This window comes from Phytoactinopolyspora halotolerans (assembly GCF_010550675.1).
Classification (GTDB): Bacteria; Actinomycetota; Actinomycetes; order Jiangellales; family Jiangellaceae; genus Phytoactinopolyspora; species Phytoactinopolyspora halotolerans.
On the sequence record NZ_JAAGOA010000012.1, the window covers coordinates 13,069 to 32,270 of the forward strand.

Annotated in this window: 18 protein-coding genes; 8 read left to right on the forward strand and 10 right to left on the reverse strand. The window is 68.7% G+C overall.

From position 1 onward, the window contains the following. The first annotated feature begins 2 nt into the window (after positions 1-2). Entirely contained in the window at positions 3-1,184 is a 1,182-nt protein-coding gene (locus tag G1H10_RS17065; RefSeq protein WP_163739980.1) for a mandelate racemase/muconate lactonizing enzyme family protein, read from the forward strand. A gap of 40 nt (positions 1,185-1,224) precedes the next feature. On the opposite strand, the gene G1H10_RS17070 is transcribed toward G1H10_RS17065, so the two are convergent. Further along, positions 1,225-2,235: a LacI family DNA-binding transcriptional regulator gene (locus tag G1H10_RS17070; RefSeq protein WP_174264449.1), complete on the reverse strand. Its 1,011-nt coding sequence runs from the start codon at positions 2,233-2,235 to the stop codon at positions 1,225-1,227. Positions 2,236-2,557: 322 nt separating this feature from the next. Here G1H10_RS17070 and G1H10_RS17075 point away from each other — a divergent pair, with 322 nt between their 5' ends. The 3 genes from G1H10_RS17075 to G1H10_RS17085 all read left to right on the forward strand — a co-directional run bounded on the left by G1H10_RS17075 (position 2,558) and on the right by G1H10_RS17085 (position 4,146). Further along, positions 2,558-2,791 (forward strand): type II toxin-antitoxin system Phd/YefM family antitoxin, encoded by a 234-nt coding sequence (locus tag G1H10_RS17075; RefSeq protein ID WP_163739982.1) that lies wholly within the window; start codon positions 2,558-2,560, stop codon positions 2,789-2,791. Continuing rightward, positions 2,791-3,126, forward strand: coding sequence for a type II toxin-antitoxin system VapC family toxin (locus G1H10_RS32435; protein ID WP_376778631.1), 336 nt, complete (start codon positions 2,791-2,793; stop codon positions 3,124-3,126). Before G1H10_RS17075 ends, G1H10_RS32435 begins: the two co-directional genes overlap by 1 nt. A gap of 99 nt (positions 3,127-3,225) precedes the next feature. Next, entirely contained in the window at positions 3,226-4,146 is a 921-nt protein-coding gene (locus tag G1H10_RS17085) for an NHL repeat-containing protein (RefSeq protein ID WP_163739983.1), read from the forward strand. A 94-nt stretch (positions 4,147-4,240) separates the two neighbouring features. On the opposite strand, the gene G1H10_RS17090 is transcribed toward G1H10_RS17085, so the two are convergent. From G1H10_RS17090 to G1H10_RS17115, 6 genes are all read right to left on the reverse strand, one after another. Continuing rightward, the gene (locus G1H10_RS17090; RefSeq protein WP_163739985.1) at positions 4,241-5,728 is read right to left on the reverse strand and encodes a M81 family metallopeptidase; all 1,488 of its coding nucleotides are present in this window, start codon (positions 5,726-5,728) and stop codon (positions 4,241-4,243) included. Next, positions 5,728-6,192 carry a RidA family protein gene (locus G1H10_RS17095; protein ID WP_216853367.1) on the reverse strand — a complete coding sequence of 155 codons (465 nt, stop codon included), beginning with the start codon at positions 6,190-6,192 and terminating at the stop codon, positions 5,728-5,730. The genes G1H10_RS17090 and G1H10_RS17095 overlap by 1 nt, the downstream gene beginning before the upstream one ends. A 63-nt stretch (positions 6,193-6,255) precedes the next feature. Beyond that, positions 6,256-7,842, reverse strand: a complete 1,587-nt coding sequence (locus G1H10_RS17100) for an N-acyl-D-amino-acid deacylase family protein (protein ID WP_163739987.1) — start codon at positions 7,840-7,842, stop codon at positions 6,256-6,258. A gap of 55 nt (positions 7,843-7,897) precedes the next feature. Next, positions 7,898-8,668, reverse strand: coding sequence for an SDR family NAD(P)-dependent oxidoreductase (locus G1H10_RS17105; RefSeq protein ID WP_163739989.1), 771 nt, complete (start codon positions 8,666-8,668; stop codon positions 7,898-7,900). An 18-nt stretch (positions 8,669-8,686) separates the two neighbouring features. Continuing rightward, positions 8,687-9,964: an aspartate aminotransferase family protein gene (locus G1H10_RS17110; RefSeq protein ID WP_163739991.1), complete on the reverse strand. Its 1,278-nt coding sequence runs from the start codon at positions 9,962-9,964 to the stop codon at positions 8,687-8,689. A gap of 186 nt (positions 9,965-10,150) precedes the next feature. Next, positions 10,151-10,930, reverse strand: coding sequence for an IclR family transcriptional regulator (locus G1H10_RS17115; protein ID WP_163739993.1), 780 nt, complete (start codon positions 10,928-10,930; stop codon positions 10,151-10,153). Between the two features lie 117 nt (positions 10,931-11,047). Here G1H10_RS17115 and G1H10_RS17120 point away from each other — a divergent pair, with 117 nt between their 5' ends. The 3 genes from G1H10_RS17120 (at position 11,048) to G1H10_RS17130 (ending at position 14,170) form a co-directional block, all read left to right on the forward strand. Continuing rightward, a complete protein-coding gene (locus G1H10_RS17120) occupies positions 11,048-12,133 on the forward strand; it encodes a lactonase family protein (RefSeq protein WP_163739995.1) in 1,086 nt (361 codons plus the stop codon). A gap of 60 nt (positions 12,134-12,193) precedes the next feature. After that, positions 12,194-13,201, forward strand: a complete 1,008-nt coding sequence (locus G1H10_RS17125; RefSeq protein ID WP_216853368.1) for an aldo/keto reductase — start codon at positions 12,194-12,196, stop codon at positions 13,199-13,201. A gap of 75 nt (positions 13,202-13,276) precedes the next feature. Next, positions 13,277-14,170 (forward strand): DMT family transporter, encoded by an 894-nt coding sequence (locus G1H10_RS17130; protein WP_163739997.1) that lies wholly within the window; start codon positions 13,277-13,279, stop codon positions 14,168-14,170. Positions 14,171-14,192: 22 nt separating this feature from the next. Here the strand turns inward: G1H10_RS17130 and G1H10_RS17135 are convergent, their stop codons facing one another. Both G1H10_RS17135 and G1H10_RS17140 read right to left on the reverse strand, forming a co-directional pair. After that, positions 14,193-15,035 carry a class I SAM-dependent methyltransferase gene (locus tag G1H10_RS17135; RefSeq protein WP_246219642.1) on the reverse strand — a complete coding sequence of 281 codons (843 nt, stop codon included), beginning with the start codon at positions 15,033-15,035 and terminating at the stop codon, positions 14,193-14,195. A 13-nt stretch (positions 15,036-15,048) separates the two neighbouring features. Beyond that, on the reverse strand, positions 15,049-15,639 hold the full coding sequence (locus G1H10_RS17140; RefSeq protein WP_216853370.1) for a TetR/AcrR family transcriptional regulator: 591 nt from the start codon (positions 15,637-15,639) through the stop codon (positions 15,049-15,051). A 125-nt stretch (positions 15,640-15,764) separates the two neighbouring features. Between G1H10_RS17140 and G1H10_RS17145 the strand changes: the two genes are divergently transcribed. Then, the gene (locus tag G1H10_RS17145) at positions 15,765-17,597 is read left to right on the forward strand and encodes an ABC transporter ATP-binding protein (RefSeq protein WP_163739999.1); all 1,833 of its coding nucleotides are present in this window, start codon (positions 15,765-15,767) and stop codon (positions 17,595-17,597) included. Here G1H10_RS17145 and G1H10_RS17150 read toward each other — a convergent pair. After that, complete coding sequence (locus G1H10_RS17150; RefSeq protein ID WP_163740001.1) at positions 17,584-18,951, reverse strand: HNH endonuclease signature motif containing protein; 1,368 nt, start codon at positions 18,949-18,951, stop codon at positions 17,584-17,586. The genes G1H10_RS17145 and G1H10_RS17150 overlap by 14 nt on opposite strands. Positions 18,952-19,202: the final 251 nt, after the last annotated feature.

A 19,202-nucleotide genomic window follows, 5' to 3' on the forward strand; every position in this document is an offset into this window, starting at 1 on the left:
ATATGAAGATCACTTCCGTCGACACCTTCGTCGTCGACTTCTACCGCACCAACCTCGTCATCGTCCGTGTGTCGACGGACGACGGCATCGTGGGGCTCGGCGAGGCCACCCTCGAGGGCAAGGAACGCGCCGTCCAAGGGGCCATCGCCGAGGTCGCCGAGGCGGTGATCGGACTGGATCCGACCCGCATCTCGGGCACCATGTACGAACTGGCCCGTGACTGGTATTGGCGCGGCGGACCGGTCATCATGACGGCCCTGAGCTCGCTGGAGACGGCCCTGTGGGACATCTCGGCCCGCGAATTGGGGGTGCCGGTGTCTCGGTTGTTCGGCGGCGCTACACGGGACCGGGTCCGCGCCTACGCGAACGGTTGGTTCTCCGGGGCGGTGACGCCAGACGACTACGCCGCGGCCGCACTCCGGACCGTCGAGACCGGCTTTCGCGGGCTGAAGTGGGATCCGTTCGAGAATTACGATCTCACTATCACCTCGCAGCAGCTGGATCGCGCACTCGCGCAGATCGACGCCGTCCGCTCCGCCGTCGGGCGCCACGTCGAGATCTTCATCGAGGGCCACGGCCGGTTCGACGTCCGGCATGCGATCAAGATCGCCCAGGAGATCGCCCAGTTCGAACCCGTGTGGTTCGAGGAGCCGTGCCCTCCGGACAGCCTCGACGCGCTTGCCGACGTGCGCCGGGCGTCGCCCGTGCCGATCGCTGCCGGCGAACGATGGTTCGGCCGGCAAGGTTTCGTCCCCGCTCTCTCCCGTCAGGCGGTCGACTTCGTCCAGCCGGACGTCACCCACGCCGGTGGTCTCTCCGAGCTGGCGTTCATCTCGACCCTCGCCGCGGCCGGCTACGTGGGCTTCGCGCCGCACAACCCGAGTGGCCCGTTGAGTACGGCAGCGACCCTGCAGCTCGGCGCCACCTTGCCCAACTTTCGGTACCTGGAGATCATGGCGACCGACGTGCCGTGGCGTCCGCGCGTCACGAACGAGCGACTCACCTTGACCGAAGACGGAGACGTCCTCGTCCCGACCGGCATCGGACTCGGCATCGAGCTCGATCTCGAGGAGATCGCAAAGCATCCGTTCACCCCGCGTCCCATGCGCCTGTTCGAGGACGCCGTCTACGACATCCGGCCGCCCGACGAGCGTTCGTTCTTCAACCTGGGCGTCGACGCCTGACCTAGCCTGCGGCAGGAGCGGCTGACCTCCGGTTCGTGCGTCACCGGGTGGATTCCCGCAGGATCAGCTGCGCGTTCACGATCGTGGTCACCGGGTCCGGTGCCTCGTTGCCGTCGGCTCCAGCCGCGGCGATGCGGTGCTCCAACCGTTCGAGGACCCGATCGGCCATCGCATCGTTACCGGGTTCCACGGACGACAGCCGGGGCACCAGGAAGTCGGTTTCCCTGCCGTTGTCGAAACCGATCACCTGCACATCGTCCGGCACGTCGACACGCAGATCGGCCAGCGCCCGCAGCACACCCATGGCGGCGGCATCGGTGAAGACGAAGACACCGTCGAATGCGACACCGGACTCGTACAGCTCCTTCACCGCGCGCAATCCGGAGCCGGGATCGAACGACTCGACCTCGACCACCAGTCGCTCGTCGACATCGACGCCGAGCTCGGCGTGGGCCTGACGATAGCCGCGCGTGCGCAACGACGGCATGTCGTCGACATGGTCGTCATGTCGTCCACCGATGATGGCGATGCGACGCGACCCGGTCCTGAGCAGGTGCTCAGTGGCCTGCCGAGCGCCGCCGACGTTGTCCATCATGACGTGGTCGAACGTCTTCGGGACCGGCCTCTCACCGATGAACACGACCGGCGTCCCGAAATGCAACTGCTCCAAGTCGGCGGCGTCGACGCGTAAGGGGCTGATGATCGCGCCGTCGTACATCCGCAGCCGGCCGAACGAGAGGGCTTCGAGCTCCCGCTCGGCGTCTCCCCCTGTGCGCTCGATGACGAGGTGCAGGCCACGCCGCTCGACGCCTTTGGCAAGCCGACTGGCGAGTTGTGCGTAGTACGGCCGGTCGATATCCGGGACGATCAGACCGATGGCGGCTGTGCGGCCGGCACGCAGATGGCGTGCGGCCTGATTCACCTGGTAACCGAGCTTCGAGATAGTCGCCAGCACACGCAGCCGGGTCTCGGCGCCAACGCCAGGCCGACCGTTGATGACATTGGACACCGTCTGCGCCGATACGCCGGCCTCATGGGCTACATCGATCATCCGTACCACCACTCCATCATCCCGCGTCGGCGGTGCGAACACGACCGCGCACCGCTGCCAAGCGGCACGACACCGGACGACCTGGCGTTTCGCTTCGAGCTGAGCTTGGTGAAGAGGCTTCGCCTTCGAACGCCGCGGTGAGATCCCCCGGCGGCTGCGGATGAACGACGAGACGCTCGTCCTCGACGACACGACGCACGCCTGCACCCACCAGATCGTCTGAGACCCGAGGACCACGTCAGGGCGAGGACGCATAGCGTAGTGGACAAGTCAGCAAGAACGGATGGACTTAGTCCATTGACTTAGTCATCCTTCGCCTTGCATGAGCCCAATTGTCAACGTCCACGACGCAAAGACTCGCTTCTCAAAGCTGCTCGAGATGGCGCACGAGGGGCAGGAGATCATCCTGGCCAAAGCGGGCAAGCCCTACGCTCGGCTCATGCCTCTGGCGCCGGAGGCCGCCACGCGGCAACCTGGACGCTTGAATGGCAGCGTGGGCGATGCGTTCTTCGAGCCGTTGCCGCCTGAGGAGCTTGATGCATGGGAGCAGTGCTGATGCAGGCGCTGCTCGACACGCACACAGTACTGTGGTGGTTCACCGACGACAGCCGACTATCGGCAAGCGCACGAAACGTGATCGGCGACGAATCCAACGAGATCTTCATCAGTGCCGCATCGGCGTGGGAGGTGGCTACCAAGCAGCGGATAGGCAAGCTGGAGAAGTTGAACCTCGTGACGAGAGATCCGGCGTTCGAGCATTTCGACGTCACGACCCTTCCGGTAACACGACGCACGAGCGACGAACGAGTGCTGTCGCCCGACGACGCCGTGGACCTGCTCGAAGCGCGCCGCACGTTCGACGGGCTGCATCCGCTTCGATCGAGGCGCTGACCGGACCACCGGGTTGACGAGGAGTTCAGCGTGCGCGATGGTGAGGACTCGCCCCCCGGCCGTTCATCGGAGCGAGCTCCGAAGCGCAGGGAGTCGATCATGCGACGTCTCATCAGCACCGCGTCCGTCGTCGGCGTCCTCGCCGCATCCACATTGACCGGAGCGGCGGGCGCCGAGCCCTTCCCCGACGTGATCGTCCTGCCAGGAGCGAGTTCGGCCGAGGGAATCGCTGTCGGCAAGGGATCCGAGTTCTTCGCCGGCGACCTGTTTCAGGGCGACATCTTCCAGGGGGATCTCCGATCGGGTGAGGCATCCCTCTTCATCGACGCCCCTGAAGGCCGATTGGCCGTAGGGCTGAAGGTCGATGTCAGCCACGACCTGCTCTTCGTCGCGGGCGGCTTGACCGGCCAGGCGTACGTGTACGACGCGCGGACGGGGGCCGACGTCGCCGCGCTGACGCTGGCCGATCCAGAGCTCGGGACGTTCGTCAACGACGTCGCGCTATCCAACGACGCGGCGTGGTTCACCGACTCCGTCCAGCCGCACCTTTACCGCGTCCCCATTGCACCGAACGGATCTGTGGGCACGCCGTCCACCCTGGTTCTCACGGGACCGGCCGCGAACCTGTCCGGCGAGTTCAACCTGAACGGAATCGCGGTCGCCCCACACGGGAAGGCGCTGATCGTCTCCCATGGCGGAGACTCGACCCTGTACACGGTCGATCCGGCCACGGGAGCGAGTGCGCCCATCTCCGGCGCGGACCTACCCTCCGTCGACGGCATCCTTGTCGAGGCTGGGCGGCTCTGGGCCGTGCAGAACTTCCTCAACCAGGTGACCGAACTGCGGCTCAGCCCCGACCTGTCGTCCGCCACCGTCCAGGACGTCATCACCAGCCCCGACTTCCAGACACCGACGACGGTGGCACGCCACGGCGGCAGGCTCGCGCTTGTCAATGCCAAGTTCGACACGGGTATCCCGCCCACCGCGGACCGATACGAGGTCATCCTCGTCGACCGATGATCGCTGGTAGCCCGGGCCGAGGCTCGGCGAGCGCCTCGGCACACGGCCCGAGTCGCAACTGGTCTCCGGCGCGACCGCATCTGGACTCGTCCTGTCAACCGTTCCAGCCGGCGTCCGGCTCGAAAGGGAACATCGGCCGGCGGCGGTGCCGGTGGTCGAGGAGGGAAAGGTCGGCGGTGGTGCAGCCGGGGGTGTTGGCCCAGATGAGCCGGGCGGCGATCGGTTCGAACGCGGCCCGCGGCGAGTGCACGCCCTTGGCGGCGATGATCTTGGCCGCGGTCGGGTCGATGCCGACCATACGGAACTGCTCACGGCTGGCGGTGCCGGCCGGGCGGGAATGGATGGCCAGCAAGAAGCCGTCGTCGGTGCGCAGTCCTGCGGACGGGCCGAGATCGTAGTACCGCGCCCCGCCATGCGTCGGCGTCGGGTCCTCGAACCTTCCGTCGGTCAGCGCGATCACCTCACCGGCAACCGGGAACGGCTCGCCGTGCCGGTGGTCGGTCCGGCCGCCGACGTCCAGCTCCACCCGCCCGCCGACCTCCGCGTCGGTACACGCGGCGACCGCCTGGGCGTCGTTGATCGACATGATGAGGCCGGTGACGCCGAGGCGCCGGGCGGCGTGCAGCACGTGCGTGGAATCGCCGGGGCTGCCGCCGCCGACGTTATCGCCCATGTCCATGAGCAGCACCGGTCCGGATTCGGCGGCCTCGGCCTGCCGGAGCGCGTCGTCGACGGGCGTCAAGTCGGCGTCGAGCCGGTCCCGGACCGTCCACGCCGCGTCCGCCAGCACCCGCGCGACGTCCGCGGCCAGGCTCGCGTCGTCGTCGGTGACAGCGACGAAGGTCATCCCCATCTCGGCGACGTCGGCATAGGGGAATCCCTCTACGACGCTGGTGGAGAGCACGCCGGGACGCTGCTCCTGCTCACGGGCGAGCGCCAGCAGAGAGGCCATCGGCTCGTCGCCGGTGCCCTGACGCAGGATGTTCACCGCCAGCGGCGGATCGGCCAGGGCAGTCACCGGACGTATCTCACCCCGCACGGCCGCACCGAGGATCCGCGCGCAGGCCAGACCCTGCTTCGCCGCATCGACGTGCGGATTGGTCTGGTAGACGGTCACCACGTCGGCATGGTCCACGAACTGCCGGGAGATGTTGGCGTGCATATCCACGGTGACGCCGAGCGGCACGTCACCGCCGATGAGGTCCCGCACCCGCCGGACGAAATCGCCGTCCGCGTCGCGGGCGTTCTCCGCCACCGCCGCACCGTGCAGGGCCAGCAGCACACCGTCGAACGGGCCCTGCGCCGCAAGTGCGTCGAGCATGCGCGCGGTGAGGTGATCGTAGGCTTCCGCCGTGCTCGCTCCGGCCGGGGTCAACCACGCGAACACCAGCGGCACCACTTCCGCCTCCGGCTGCTCGGCCCCATACGCGAAGAACCCGGCCAGCGTCGAGTCGGACTCCGCGTAAATCGCCCGGATCTGCTCGCCTTCGGTGATGCCTGCTTCGTGCCAGGCCTGCAGCGTGGCCCGGCCCGGCGCGAACGTGTTCGACTCGTGGTTGAACCCGAGCGTCGCCAACCGCATCAGGGCGCCACCTTCACCACGAGCTCCACCTCGACCGGGACGCCGAGCGGCAGGCTGGCCACGCCGACGGCCGAGCGCGCATGCCGGCCCCGCTCGCCCAGCACATCCAGCAGCACCCGGCTGGCGCCGTTGGCCACGGCGGGGTGGTCGGTGTACTCAGGCGTGGAGTTGACGAACACGGTCAACTTCAGCGCCCGCTGCACCGCATCCAGCGACCCGAACGTCTCGATCAGCCGGTACAGACCATTCGCCACCGCTGTACCCGCCTCAGCCGCGGCCTTCTCGGTATCCACGTCCACGCCGACCTTGCCCAGCAGCGGACCCTGGGCTCCGGCGAAGGCCACCTGGCCGGAGACGTAGGCGGTCCCACCGTCGACGACGACGGCGTCGATCACGGCGTCGGCACCAAGCGGGGTCGGCGCCACCGGCGCAACGGTAGCCAGCCGGTTCTCAGCAGTACTCACGATAAGGGTTCCTCTCTCAGTTGTGTCTCACAAGGCGGCGCAGTCCAGGCCATGACAACATCGTCATCGTGATCGCAAGACCCGTCCCGGCCGTGCCGGCGTCTGGCATCCGGCATCGATCACCGGCACGCCGTCGACGATGACGTGGTGCACGCCGACCGGCGGCCGGCACGGATCGAGAAACGTCGCCTGATCGGCGACGGTCAGCGGGTCGAACACCGTGATGTCGGCGGCCAGTCCGAGCAGCAGCCTGCCGCGGTCGCGCAGACCGACGCGATCGGCGACCGCGCCGGTCATCTTGTGCACCGCCCCGCCCAGGTCCAGATCCCCCAACCCGCGCACGTAACGCCCCAGGACGCGGGCATGCGCGCCGAACGCCCGTGGATGGGGTCTGCGTCCGTGCTGCTCGTACGGGATCGCCGATCCGTCCGAGCCGAGCGTGCAATGCGCGTACCGCAGGAACGTGCGCATGTCCGCCTCGGCGCGGTAGAACAGCACCACCTGCACCCGGTTGCCGCCCTCGCGGCACAACTCGAGGACGTAGCGCGCCGGCGACATTCCGGCGCCCGCCGCGGCGGCCTCGATCGTCGCGCCCTCGGGCGCGTCGAGCACCGCGTCGGTGCGGGCCAACACCACCCGGTCCCAGAACCACGGGATCCGGGCACCGTCGCCCCAGCCGGCCGCGAGATCCGCTTCGGCTCGCTGCATCGTGCTCGCGTCGCCCAGCCGCTCTCGCAGCGCCGACACGCCGCCCTCCTGCACCCAGGCGGGAAGGTACTGAGTCAGCGCGGACGCCGACGCGTCGTACGGATACACATCGCACGCGGCGTCCACCCCGTCCGCGCGGGCGTCGTCCAGCACGGCCAGCAGCTCGCTCCCCCGCCCCCAGCTGTTCGGCTCGTTCAACGCGATGTGCGAATACTGCACCCGCGCACCGGTGGCGCGACCCAGTGCGACCGCCTCGCGCATGCCGGAGAACCCGTCGCCCCGCGCGTGCGTCGCGTACAGGGCGCCGTATCCGGCGAGCGTCGAGCACAGCGTCTCCAGCTCCGCGGTCTCCGCATAGCTGGAGGGGACGTAGGTCAACCCGGTCGACATCCCGAACGCGCCCTGCTCCAGCGACTCCTCGAGCAGGCCCCGCATCTTCCTGACCTGATCTCCGGTGATCTGCGCGCTCATCCCCGCGGCGGCGATGCGCAGCTGTCCGTGGCCCACCAGGGGCGCCACGTTCACCGCGACCCCTGCGTCATGCACCGCGTCGGCGTAGCCGGCCAGGTCATGCCAGGACGGGCGGACCGGGTCGTCGCCGATCCCGGCCAACAGGTCCACGTGGTCGGAGAACGACGGCGCGGAGACCGGGAACGCGGAGAATCCGCAGTTCCCCACCACCTCGGTGGTCACCCCCTGATGGACCTTGCTCTGCGCCCGGCCGTCCAGAAGCACGCTCACGTCGGAATGGGTGTGGATGTCGATGAATCCGGGCGTCACGGCCAACCCGGTGGCATCGATCACCCGGCGCGCCTCGATGTCGGCATCACCGGTGGTCAGCGCATCGATCCGGCCGTCGCAGACCAACACGTCGCGACGCACCGGACCGGCGCCGGTGCCGTCGTACACCATGCCGCCACGGATCAACAGATCAACTGACACCGAACGCTCCCCGACTCGACTCGCTCCACCGCACGCTCCCACGTCCGTCCCGGCTTCAGTAATGCACCATGCCGCCGTCGACGTTGAGCACCTGCCCCGTCATGAACGAGCTCTCGTCGCCGGCCAGGAAGACGAACACGCCGGTCATATCCTCGGCGAACCCGCGTCGCCGCAACGCCTGCACGGGCACGACCCGCTCGAACACCGCGTCCGCGTCCGGCGACAGCTCGGCCTCGTGCTCGGTCCGGATCGCCCCCGGCATCACCGCGTTCACGCGTACCCCGTCGGGCCCCACCTCACGTGCCAACGCTCTGGTCAGGCCGATCAACGCGGACTTGCTCGCCGTGTAGTGCAGCTTGCCGGGCTGCCCGGTCTGCGCCATCACACTCGTCACGTTGATGATCGCGCCGCGCCCGCCGGCGCGCAGGTCCGGGTACGCCGCGCGCGCCAGCAACCAGGAGCCGCGCACGTTGACCCGCTGCACATGGTCCCACTCCTCCACGCTCAGCTCCAGCCACGAGGCGGACCCAGAGGCGGCCGCGTTGTTCACCACCACATCGACCGGTCCCAGCTCGGCGCGTACCTGCGCCACCAGCGACTCGATGGCCCGCGGGTCCGCCAGATCCGCCGGCACGGCCACCGCGCGTCCGCCGCTCGCGCGAATCTCGGCCGCCAGCTTCTCGGCCAGTTCGACCGGCGTCGGCGACGGCTCACATGCCAGCCCCACCGCCGCGCCTTCGGCGGCATAGGCACGGGCGACGGCCGCGCCGATCCCGCGCGACGCACCGGTGACGATCGCCACCCGGCCGGCCAGCCGCCCGTTCATCGTCGTACCTGCATGCGGCTACGCCCCCGTGGCGAGGGCGGCCTCGAACCGCTCCAGCGCGGCGGCGAGCTCCCGGTCGCCATGAGCCGAGGAGACGTACCAGATGCCACGCGGGGCGACCCACACGCCATGGCTCACCAGGTTCTGCGCGAACGCCGCGTACCGGGTCAGGTCCAGCCGGGCCAGACCGGAGTGGTCGTGAATGGGCGACGGGTCGCCGAACGACACGTGAAACGCCATCGGCAGTCCTTGTATGCGCATCGGCACGTCGTACCTCAGGGCGAGCTCACGGATGCCGGCCATCAGCTTCATGCCGTGGTCTTCGACCCGCGTGTACGGCGGATCCTCCCGCAGCGTCGTCAGCGCCGCGATCACGGCGGCACACGCCGGCACCGAGGAATTGAACGTACCGGAGTGGTTCACCTCGCCGCCGAACATGTCCATCAGCGCGGCGCTACCGGCCAGCGCCGACACCGGCCAACCGCCCGCCATGGCTTTACCGTAGACGGCGAGATCAGGGGTGACACCGAACCGCTCCGCCGCGCCGCCCAACGCCAGCCGGAAGCCGGTGATCACCTCGTCGAAGATCAGCACGATGCCGTGCCGGTCGCACAGCCGCCGAAGCTGCTGCAGGTAGCCGTCCCGTGGCATGATCGCGGCGCTATTGCACATCACCGGCTCCACGATGACGGCCGCGACGTCGTCGTGCGCGGACAGCGTCGCCGCCACCGCGTCGACGTCGTTGAACGGCAAGAAGTACGTGTCGTCCAGGTGGTGCGCCAGCTGCCCTTTGCTGGCCGGCGCCGTCTTGCCGTCGACCGCGGTGACCAGTACGTTGTCCAGCCAACCGTGGTACGTCCCCTCGAACCGCACGAATTTCGTCCGGCCGGTCGCCGCACGTGCCAGCCGCAGGGCGACCTGGTCCGCCTCCGTACCCGTCAGACCGAACCGCACCCGCTCGGCCCAGCCCACCGTGTCCAGGAACAACTCGCCGGCCTCGTTCTCCAACACGTGCTGGCCGCCGAAGATCGTGCCCCGCCGAGATTCGCGAGCCACGGCGTCGTTCACGCGCGTCGACGCATGACCGAGGAAGTTCGGCCCCTGGCCCAGCAGGTAGTCCACATAGCCGTTGCCGTCCACGTCGTACAGCCAGGCACCTTCGCCCCGCTCGAAGAACACCGACGGTCCGGCCAGCCGCACGTTCGAGTGCACCCCGCCCGGTGTGAGCGTACGGGCGTGATCTCGCAGTTCGGCGGTTCGCGTCCGGACCGCTTGCGGTTGCACGGCGGCACCCATATGCACCTCGTTCCCACTGTATGAGTTCTAGTTTCTACTAGATGGAACCTACCGGACGCGAGCTGGACAACGCAATGCCCGATCGGCGAATCATCTCGCTGAAAGAGGGATATGTCCCGCCAGATGGAACCGAGCGCGGGCATGCCGATGCACGCGCCGCGCGCAGCCTGCTCAGATCGCGCTGGTTCAGCCGGCCGCGCCGGTGAACTCCTGCCTGATCACCACAGCGGCGTCCGCCAGCGCCTTCGCGACATTCGCGACGCCATCCGAGGTCAGCCGGGTTGTCGGGGCGGAGATGCTGATGGCTGCCGGCAAGCCGATATCCGACAGCGGCACGGCGACACAGCGACCGTCCGGCTCGTTCTCGGTGTCGTCCACCGCGTAGCCGCGCTCACGAACCCGGGCCAGGTCCTCCAGGTACGCCGGGAGGTCGGTGATCGTCGCCGGCGTGCGTCGAGGCAGCCCTTCGGCGTACAAGATCGCCTTCACCCGGTCCTCCTCCAGGCCGGCGGCGATCGCTTTCCCCAGCGCGGTGCAATGCAGGTGATCACGGTCACCTGGACGGGCCGCCAGGCGGACGCTGTGCGGGCTCTCGACGATCTCGACGTAGGACACCCGGTAGCCGTCCAGGATCCCGAGATTGAACGTCTCCCGGAACTCGTCCCGCAGCCGCATCAGGTGCGGCCGCACGCGGTCGGCCAGCACCGTCAGCTGTCTGGACTGCAGGGGCAGGAACGCGGGACCGATGCGGTACGTCCCGCTCAACGGGTCACGCATGACGTACCGCCGCGACTCCAGCGTCGCCAGGTACCGGTACGCCGAGCTCTTCGGCAGCGCAGTCACCTCGGCCACCTGGGTCAGCGAGAAGCTCTCCGGGCTCTCCTGGATGAGATCGAGGATGTTGCAGACCCGCTGAACAGCACGGATCGAGTAGGCACTGTCCCGCGAGTCGCCGCCCTGCTCCATCGCACACAGCTCCTTTGTGTCACCGATCGGATCAGCACCCATAGTGTCTGCCCGTGGCCGTGCGCCTGACAAATCGGGCTCGTTGGGTGAGAACGGCTCCTCGCTCACTGAGATACGGTGATCCGACCACGAACACCCAGACTGCGGAAGGACGGCATGTACGCATACGTCGGCGGTACGGCGATCGGGAGCCAGGGCGGCCCCGCCACCGGAATCAGCATCATCGAGCTCGACGGGGCAGCCGCCGCCACCCGCACGTTGACCGCCGCCGAGGCCATCCAGCCGATGTATATGGCGCTCTCGCCCGACCGCCGGACGCTCTACGCCACCCAGGCCACCGCCGACGGCCGGGTCAGCTCATGGACGGTCGGTGACGGCCGGCGGCTCACCGCGCTCGGCGACGCCAAGTCCAGCGGAGGCGGCGTACCCTGCCATCTCTCCGTCCACCCTGCCGGAACGCACCTGCTCACCGCGAATTACGCGACCGGAACGGTGGCCGTCCACCCCATCAACGATGACGGCTCCCTCGGCGAGGCCAGTCACGTGCTCAGGCACGACGGATCAGGGCCACACGAGCGTCAGGGCGCCGCCCATCCGCACATGATCACCACGGACCCCGTCACCGCGGAGGGACGAGGCCACGTGCTCGCCGTCGACCTCGGCACCGACACGATCTACCGCTACCACCTCGACCTGGATACCGGGCGTCTGGCCGAGCACGACCACATCCACCTCCCGGACGGCACCGGGCCGCGGCACATCGTCGTCCGCGGTGGCTACGGATACGTGGTCGGGGAACTCGCCTCCACGTTGACCGTCATCGATCTCACCACGTCACCCGCCCAGCCGGCCGGGACGGTATCGACCCACGTCACCGGCGGTGATCGGCCCAGTCTCCCGTCCGCCGTCCGGCTCTCCGCCGACGGATCTCGCGCGTACGTCCTCAACCGCGGCCCGGACACCATCGCCACGTTCGCCGTCAACGGCCCGGACGTCGCGCTCATCTCCACCGTCGACGCTGAGGGCGAGTACCCGTGGGACGCCCTCCTCCGGGACGGCCACCTGTACGTCGTCAACCAGCGTTCCAGCAGCCTGACCACGTTCGCCATCGACGCCGCCACGGGTATCCCGGGGCCGGTCGGCGTCGTGCGCCAGGTGCGCCATCCCGTGTGCATCCTGCCGGCGGATCCAGACGGCTCTTGACCTGGAGCGCGCTCCAGTTCATAGCGTCATCGACAGTCACGACGACGCGAAGGAGCAACAGTGAAGACCGTCGAACTCGCCCGCACGGGCGAACAGGTGAGCCAGCTGGCACTCGGCTGCATGCTGATGGGGACGAGCACGGACGAGACAACGGCGACCACGATGCTCGACCGGTACCTCGACGCCGGTGGCACGTTCCTGGATACCGCCAATTGCTACGCCTGGTGGCACGAGCGCGGCAGCCAGGGCGGAGAGAGCGAACAGGTACTGGGTCGCTGGTTCGCCCGCACCGGACGCCGGGACGAGGTGTTCCTGGCGACCAAGGGAACCGCAATGGTCAAGGACCCGGACCAGGTCTTGGTGGACGGCCGGCCAGACTGGGAACGCGCCTACCAGAGCTTCGACGGAGCGGGCGCGGATAACCTGCGCAGGTCCGTCGACGACAGCCTGCGCAGGCTGCAGACCGACCACATCGATCTGTATTACGTCCACGTCGATGACCTGTCCACACCGCTGGAGGAGACGCTGGAGGCGCTCGCCGGAATCGTGCAGGCCGGCAAGGTCCGCTACATCGGCTGGTCCAACGTGCGCACCTGGCGCCTGGAGCGCATCCGCCAGCTCTGCGCGCAGCACGGGTGGCCGGCTCCGGTGGCCGTCCAGCAGCAGCACTCCTACCTGCGCCGCAAGGCCGGCCTGCGACACGCCTCGATCGTCGACGACGAGCAGCTGCACTATCTGCAGACGCATGACGACCTGATGCTCGTGGCGTATTCGCCGATTCTCAAGGGCATCTACGACGACGCCGAGAAGCGCGCCGACCACCCGATGATGGGAGCCTATGCCGGTCCGGACGCCGAGGCGCGCATCGCCACGCTCGGGGAGATCGCCGACGAGGTGGGCGCCACCGGTAACCAGGTGGTTCTCGCGTGGCTCATGCACCAGACATCGCCCTGCATCGTGCCGCTGATCGGTCCCCGGACGTTGGAGCAGTTCGACACCGCGCTACCGGCGGTCGACATCAAGCTCACCGACGAGCAGCTCACACGGCTGGACGCCGCCGGCGCATGAGTGTCAGTCCGGTCCCGTAGCCTGTCTGGGTTGCGTCGCGGCGGGCGCGGGCGCACAGGCGAAGGAGGTGCGCCGATGTCGAAGCGGGGCTGGGGCCTGTTCCTGGCGATGAGCCTGATCTGGGGTATCCCGTACCTGTTGATCAAGGTTGCCGTGGAGGACCTCTCACCGGCCACGATCGTGTTCGGCCGCACGGCCATCGGCGCCGCGCTGCTGCTGCCGGTCGCGATCGCCCGTGGCTACCTCAGGCCGGTGCTTCGACATTGGCGCGCGCTCCTGGCGTTCACCGCCATCGAGATCTGCATGCCCTGGCTCCTGCTCGGCTATGCCGAGCAGCGCCTGTCCAGCTCCTTGACCGGGCTGCTGATCGCCGCCGTACCGCTGGTGGGCGCGGTCCTGGTCACCGCCACCGGCCACGAACGCATCGATGGGCGGCGCGTCGTCGGGCTGCTGGTCGGGCTCGTCGGGGTCGCCGCCCTGGTCGGCTTCGATGTCGCCACCGGTGACCTCTGGGCGGTCGCCGCCATCGGCGGCGTCGCCATCGGCTATGCCGTGGGACCGATCATCCTCGCCCGGCATCTCGCCGGCCTGCCAGGGCTCGGCGTGATGGCGCTCGCGCTGTCGATCGCCGCGGTCGCCTACGTGCCGGTCGGCATCGCTCAGTGGCCCTCGACCACACCCGAGTCCGAGGTGTGGTTGTCCGTCGCAGGCCTCGGCCTCATCTGTACGGCGCTGGCGTTCGTCGTTTTCTATCAGCTGATCGCCGAGGTCGGCCCCGCACGCTCCACCGTGATCACCTACGTCAACCCAGCCGTGGCGCTCGTCCTCGGCATCGTGATTCTCGACGAGTCGTTCACGGTCACCACCGCGATCGGCTTCGCGCTGATCCTCACCGGGTGCGTGCTCGCCACGGCGCGGGACAGGAAACGCGGAATGCCTCGCCCGGAGCCTCAGGTGTCCGGAGCGTGACGGGCCGTGCGCCGCGACCGCCTCACTCCGCCGTGACCAGCCAGGTAGCGCCTGGGAACCGGACTGTACCGCGAACACGGTGACGACGAAGCTCCGCCCGGACCTCATCCAGCGCCGCTGCCCAGCCGTCCGGACCCAGCCTCGGTTCCACCTGTGCCCGGGCCAAGCGACCCGTGGTGGTGCCGAGGATCGTGGCAAGCCGCTCTTCCACCCCGTCGCTGCCGTCGATCCCGTAATCGCATTCGAAGTCGAACGCGTTCACGGTGATGTCGGTCCAGCCGGCACCGGCCAGCAGCGCCCGCAACCGATCCGGATCGGCGAAGGCATGGGGACCGGGCGCGCCGGGTGCCGGCGGCTCCGGCGGCGGATCGAGCCGCTCGACGAGCAGGCTCGTCCCGAGCGTGAACATGGGGTTCTCCTCCCGCCCACGCCAGCACGCGAACGTCATCCGGGCACCGGGTCCGGTCGAGCGGCGGATGTTGGCGAAGGCCGCCGCGGGCTCATCGAAGAACATGACGCCGAACCGGGAGAGCACGCGGTCGAACGGCGCGCCGGGTGCCTCGCCGAGGAGGTCTGCCACCTGCGCGTCCCCCACCACGATCGTCGCGTCCGGTACCCGCCGCTGCGCGGCCGCGGCCATCCCCTCGGAGATGTCGATCCCGACGACGTTCGCACCGGCCGCCGCACCTGCTGCGAGCAGCGTGCCGGAACCACAACCGACGTCCAGCAGCCGGCGCCCCGGCCGCACATCCGCGTGGTCCAGGATCGCCGCCGTCACCGGTGCGAACACCGCATCGAAGATCCGCTCGTTCTCCACCCATCCGGCAGCGCCGTCGGCCCAGATCTGCCGCATCTGCTCGTTCATCACAGGCGCAACCCTAGTGTGCGCCCGAGTCGCCGGATCCGACGCCGTGCAGGAACGTGCGCACCGCGACGTCCACCGCGCGATGCCGGGGCAGTTGGTCCGACGCGATGGCTTCGGCCGCGGTGTAGATCAGTGAGTAGAACACTCCCAAGATCCAGCCGGGCGTGACATCGGCGGCGATCCCGCCTTCCGCCTGAGCGCGGGTGATCACGCCGAGCACGTCCTCGTCCTCGGACTCGTCCCAGTACGGATTCCCGGCGAACCGGTTGGGGTCGGAGAACAGGAACAGGATCGCGTCGCCGTTGTCGATCCCGGCGCGCATGAGCGCTGATAGCTCGTCCACGGCGGTGCGGCAGCCCACTAGAGCTTTCTCCCCCTCGCGCTCGATCGCCGCGACCGCCTCCGCCAGCGCGGCGTCGACCAGGGCCTGCCGCTCCGGAAAGTATCGATGGAGCGTGCTGCGGCTGACGGCGGCCCGTTCCGCGATGTCGCCCAGCGAAGCGGAGAAGTCCCGCGACCATAGTGCGATGGCCGCGTCGAGGATGGCGCGGCGGGTACGTTGCCGCACACCCGACGATTCATGCCGCTGCCGTCCCACTGTCACATCAAGTGAGCGTAACAGCGCCAATCAAAACGGCACATCCAGAGTTGAAAATGAGACATCAATGTGTCATTCTCGGATGGACGCGTCCCACGTCGTCACCGCCAGCACATCATCCGGAGCTCGCCATGACCTATGCTCTGCCGGCCAACAGCGCCGATCCCGGCGCGACGCCGAACATGCCGATGCGCGAACGGATCGCCGTGCTCTGGTCATATGCCCGTCCACACCGCGCGATGATCGGCCTCGGTGTCTTCCTCGGACTACTCGGAACCGGGACGGAGCTGGCCACCCCGATGGTCACGAAGTGGGTCCTGGACGGGTTGGCACTGTCCGAATCACTCCGCGGGCCGGTCACGGCGCTGGCCGTCCTGCTCGTCGCCGGCACCGTCATCGGGCTGATCCAGGCGATCATGCTCGGCACCCTGGCCGAGCGGATCATCCTCGCGACTCGAACGGGCATCATCCGACATCTGCTGCGCGTGAAGGTGCCCGAACTCGCCCACCGCTCCAGCGGCGAGATGGTCGCCCGCGTGACATCGGACACCTTGCTGATCCGCGAGGCAACCATGTCCAGTGTGGTCAATGGGGTCAACGGCTTGGTCGGCGTGGTCGGCGCGCTGGTGTTGATGGGCGTGCTCGACCTTCCGCTCCTGGCGACCACGGTCGCGGTCATCATCGTCGTCGGTGTTGCGGCGGCGCTGCTGATGCCGGGACTGTCCAAGGCCCAGCAAGAAGCGCAGGCCGAGATCGGCCTGATGGGTGGCCGGCTCGAGGGCATCCTCCGCGCCCTGCGGACGGTCAAGGCGAGCCGCGCCGAGGATCGCGAAACCGAGCGGATCAGCGAATTCGCACGCCGCTCCACCCAGAAAGGCATCCGCGCGGTCAAGATCGAGGCGTGGGCCTGGACGATCACCGGCGGCGGAATCAACCTCGCGATCATGATCGTGCTGGGGTTCGGCGCCTGGCGAGTCTCCACCGGAGCGCTGGAGGTCAGCGCGCTGATCGCCTTCCTGCTCTACGGCTTCCAGCTGATGATGCCGGTCATGCTGCTGACGATGAGTATGACCGCCATCCAGTCCGGACTGGCCGCGGCGGCCCGCATCGCCGAGATCACGGACATGGAATCCGAAACCGACGATCACACCACCCGTCCGGCCGGCGCCGACGCAATCTCCCCCGACGACGCTCACACGCTCGTCCTCCGCGATGTCGTGTTCCGCTACTCCCCCGACGCCACGCCCGCGCTCGACGGCGTGAGCCTGACGATCCCCCGCCGCGGGCACACCGCCATCGTCGGCCCGTCCGGGGCCGGCAAGACGACGATCTTCTCCCTGCTGTTGAAGTTCTTCCGACCCGAGCACGGTGAGATCCAGCTCGACGGCCGCCCGTTCAGCCAGTGGACGTTGGACGACCTCCGCGGCCGGATCGCCTACGTGGAACAGGACACGCCTTTGATCCCGGGCACGCTGCGCGAGAACCTCACCTACGCTGCGCCGGACACCGATGAGTCCGCGCTCTGGCGCGCTCTCGAGGCGGTCCGGATGGACGAACGCGCCCGCACCCTGCCCGATGGCCTGGACACCGACGTCACCGCATCCACACTCTCCGGTGGCGAGCGCCAGCGCATCGCCGTGGCACGGGCACTGGTCGCGGACCCGGAGTTGCTCCTGCTCGACGAGGTGACCGCGCAACTCGACGGCCTCACCGAAGCCGCAGTCGCCGAGGGCATCCGGCGCCAAGCCTCTCGGGGAGCGGTGGTGACCATCGCGCATCGGCTGTCCACCGTGATGGACGCCGACCAGATCATCGTCCTAGAGGCGGGCCGGGTCCGCGCCGTGGGCAGTCACACGGCGCTGCTGGCCACCGATGAACTGTACCGAGAACTGGTCACCGCCCTGCGCATCACCAGCGATCAGGGCGCCGGCGACGACGAAGCGGCCACGCTCAGCCCGGCCTGACGCCCCGGGTCCGGCGCTTTCGCGTCCCGGGTGCGCGCGGCGGTGCTGATCGGTAGGTGTGTCCGGTGGGTGTGGTGGTTTCGACGATGTGGCGCTGGGCGTCGACCACGCGGACGTTCCAGCCGGGGATTTGGCGGGTGTGGTTGCCGCGTTGGCACACGCCGCGTCCGTTGGCCGGCATGGTGTCTCCGCCGTCGGCGTAGGGGTGCACGTGGTCGTACTCGCGGATGTCGGCGTCGCAGTACGGATCCCGGCAGACGCCGCCATCACGGTAGTGCAACAGCTTGGCCAGCACGCCGTCGAAGCGGCGCCGGCGGGGGTCGCAGTCACGCACGATCCCGGTAGCGGGGTCGGTGTAGAGCCGCCGGATCCAGATCCGCGCCCGCTCGGCTGCACCCTCGCCGCCCTGGCCGTGGGTGTAGTCGGCATCGTCGTCGCCGCTGCCCCCGCTGGTGCCGTGGGTGTGGGTGTGGGCGGCTTGTGCGGCGAGGTTGCGCGCGATCTGGGCCGGGACGGGTCCGTAGCCGGGAATCTCCGCGGGCGTCTCATCACCGCCGAGCAGCGACGTGTCGGTCATCACCAGCCCGATCTCGGCGGACACCGCGTCGGCCTGTCCGCTCACCCGCGCGATCAACTCGTCGGCCATGATCTGGTTGCGGGAACGCTCATCCCCGGACGACACGGCCGCGTCGGCGTGACGACGCAGCGACGCATACGCCTTCACGCCCTGTTCCACCGGGAGCAGCGCGGTCAGGATGGTCATGGTGTCCGGAGCCGGGCGCAAACTCACCCGCCGATCCTTGCGCGCGTTCGACGCCCGCGCGACCGCGGCGGCGGGGTCGGCCTCGATCGCCAACCGCCGCGCCATGCCCGCGGCCTTCTTCGGCCCCAACCCCGCCAACTCCTCGGCCAGCCGCGCGTCGACCGCACGGCGCTCGTCCGCACCCAAATGGGAGGTCTCGTTCACCACCAGGGTGGCCACGAACTCCGAGACCTCACCCCGGCGCAGCAGCGCCAGAGTCTGCGGCATGTCCCGGATGAGCACCCGCGCATGGGTCAGCTGCCGGGCCGCCGACGCCGGTGAAAGCCCGCGGGCAAGCCCGACCTGCTCAGCGATCCCCCGCCTGGCCCGCTCCCCACGCAGCCCTCTCGCCTGGTTCGCCGCCTGCTGCGAGGCGTCGAAGTCGACCTGCTCACCCACCTGCGCCGCGAACACCGCGGCCTTGAGCCTCTCCAGCACCGCGATCCGGTCGATACGTTCCGCATCGTCCACCGCACCAGGCAGCCCGGCCAGCCGGTCGATCAGACCGGCCAGCTCGGCAACCACCCCGGAAGGCGACACAGAATCGTTCATACGTTCGAGGCTAGACGATCTCGAACCCCGTTCACAAGAGAATTGACGGTGTATCCCGTTCACCCGACGCTGAACAGTTCCAACAGCACCATCAACAAGACAAAGCATTCAAATTACTCGTCACGGATGTACTGGAGGTATAACCAGCCACACGTCACGTAGACGGTACGCGCTTACGCCCTGGCCCTGACGGTTCGGTTTCGCACATCGGCGAGTTGCCCGACCTCATCAGGGGTTGCGAGGCTGGCGTC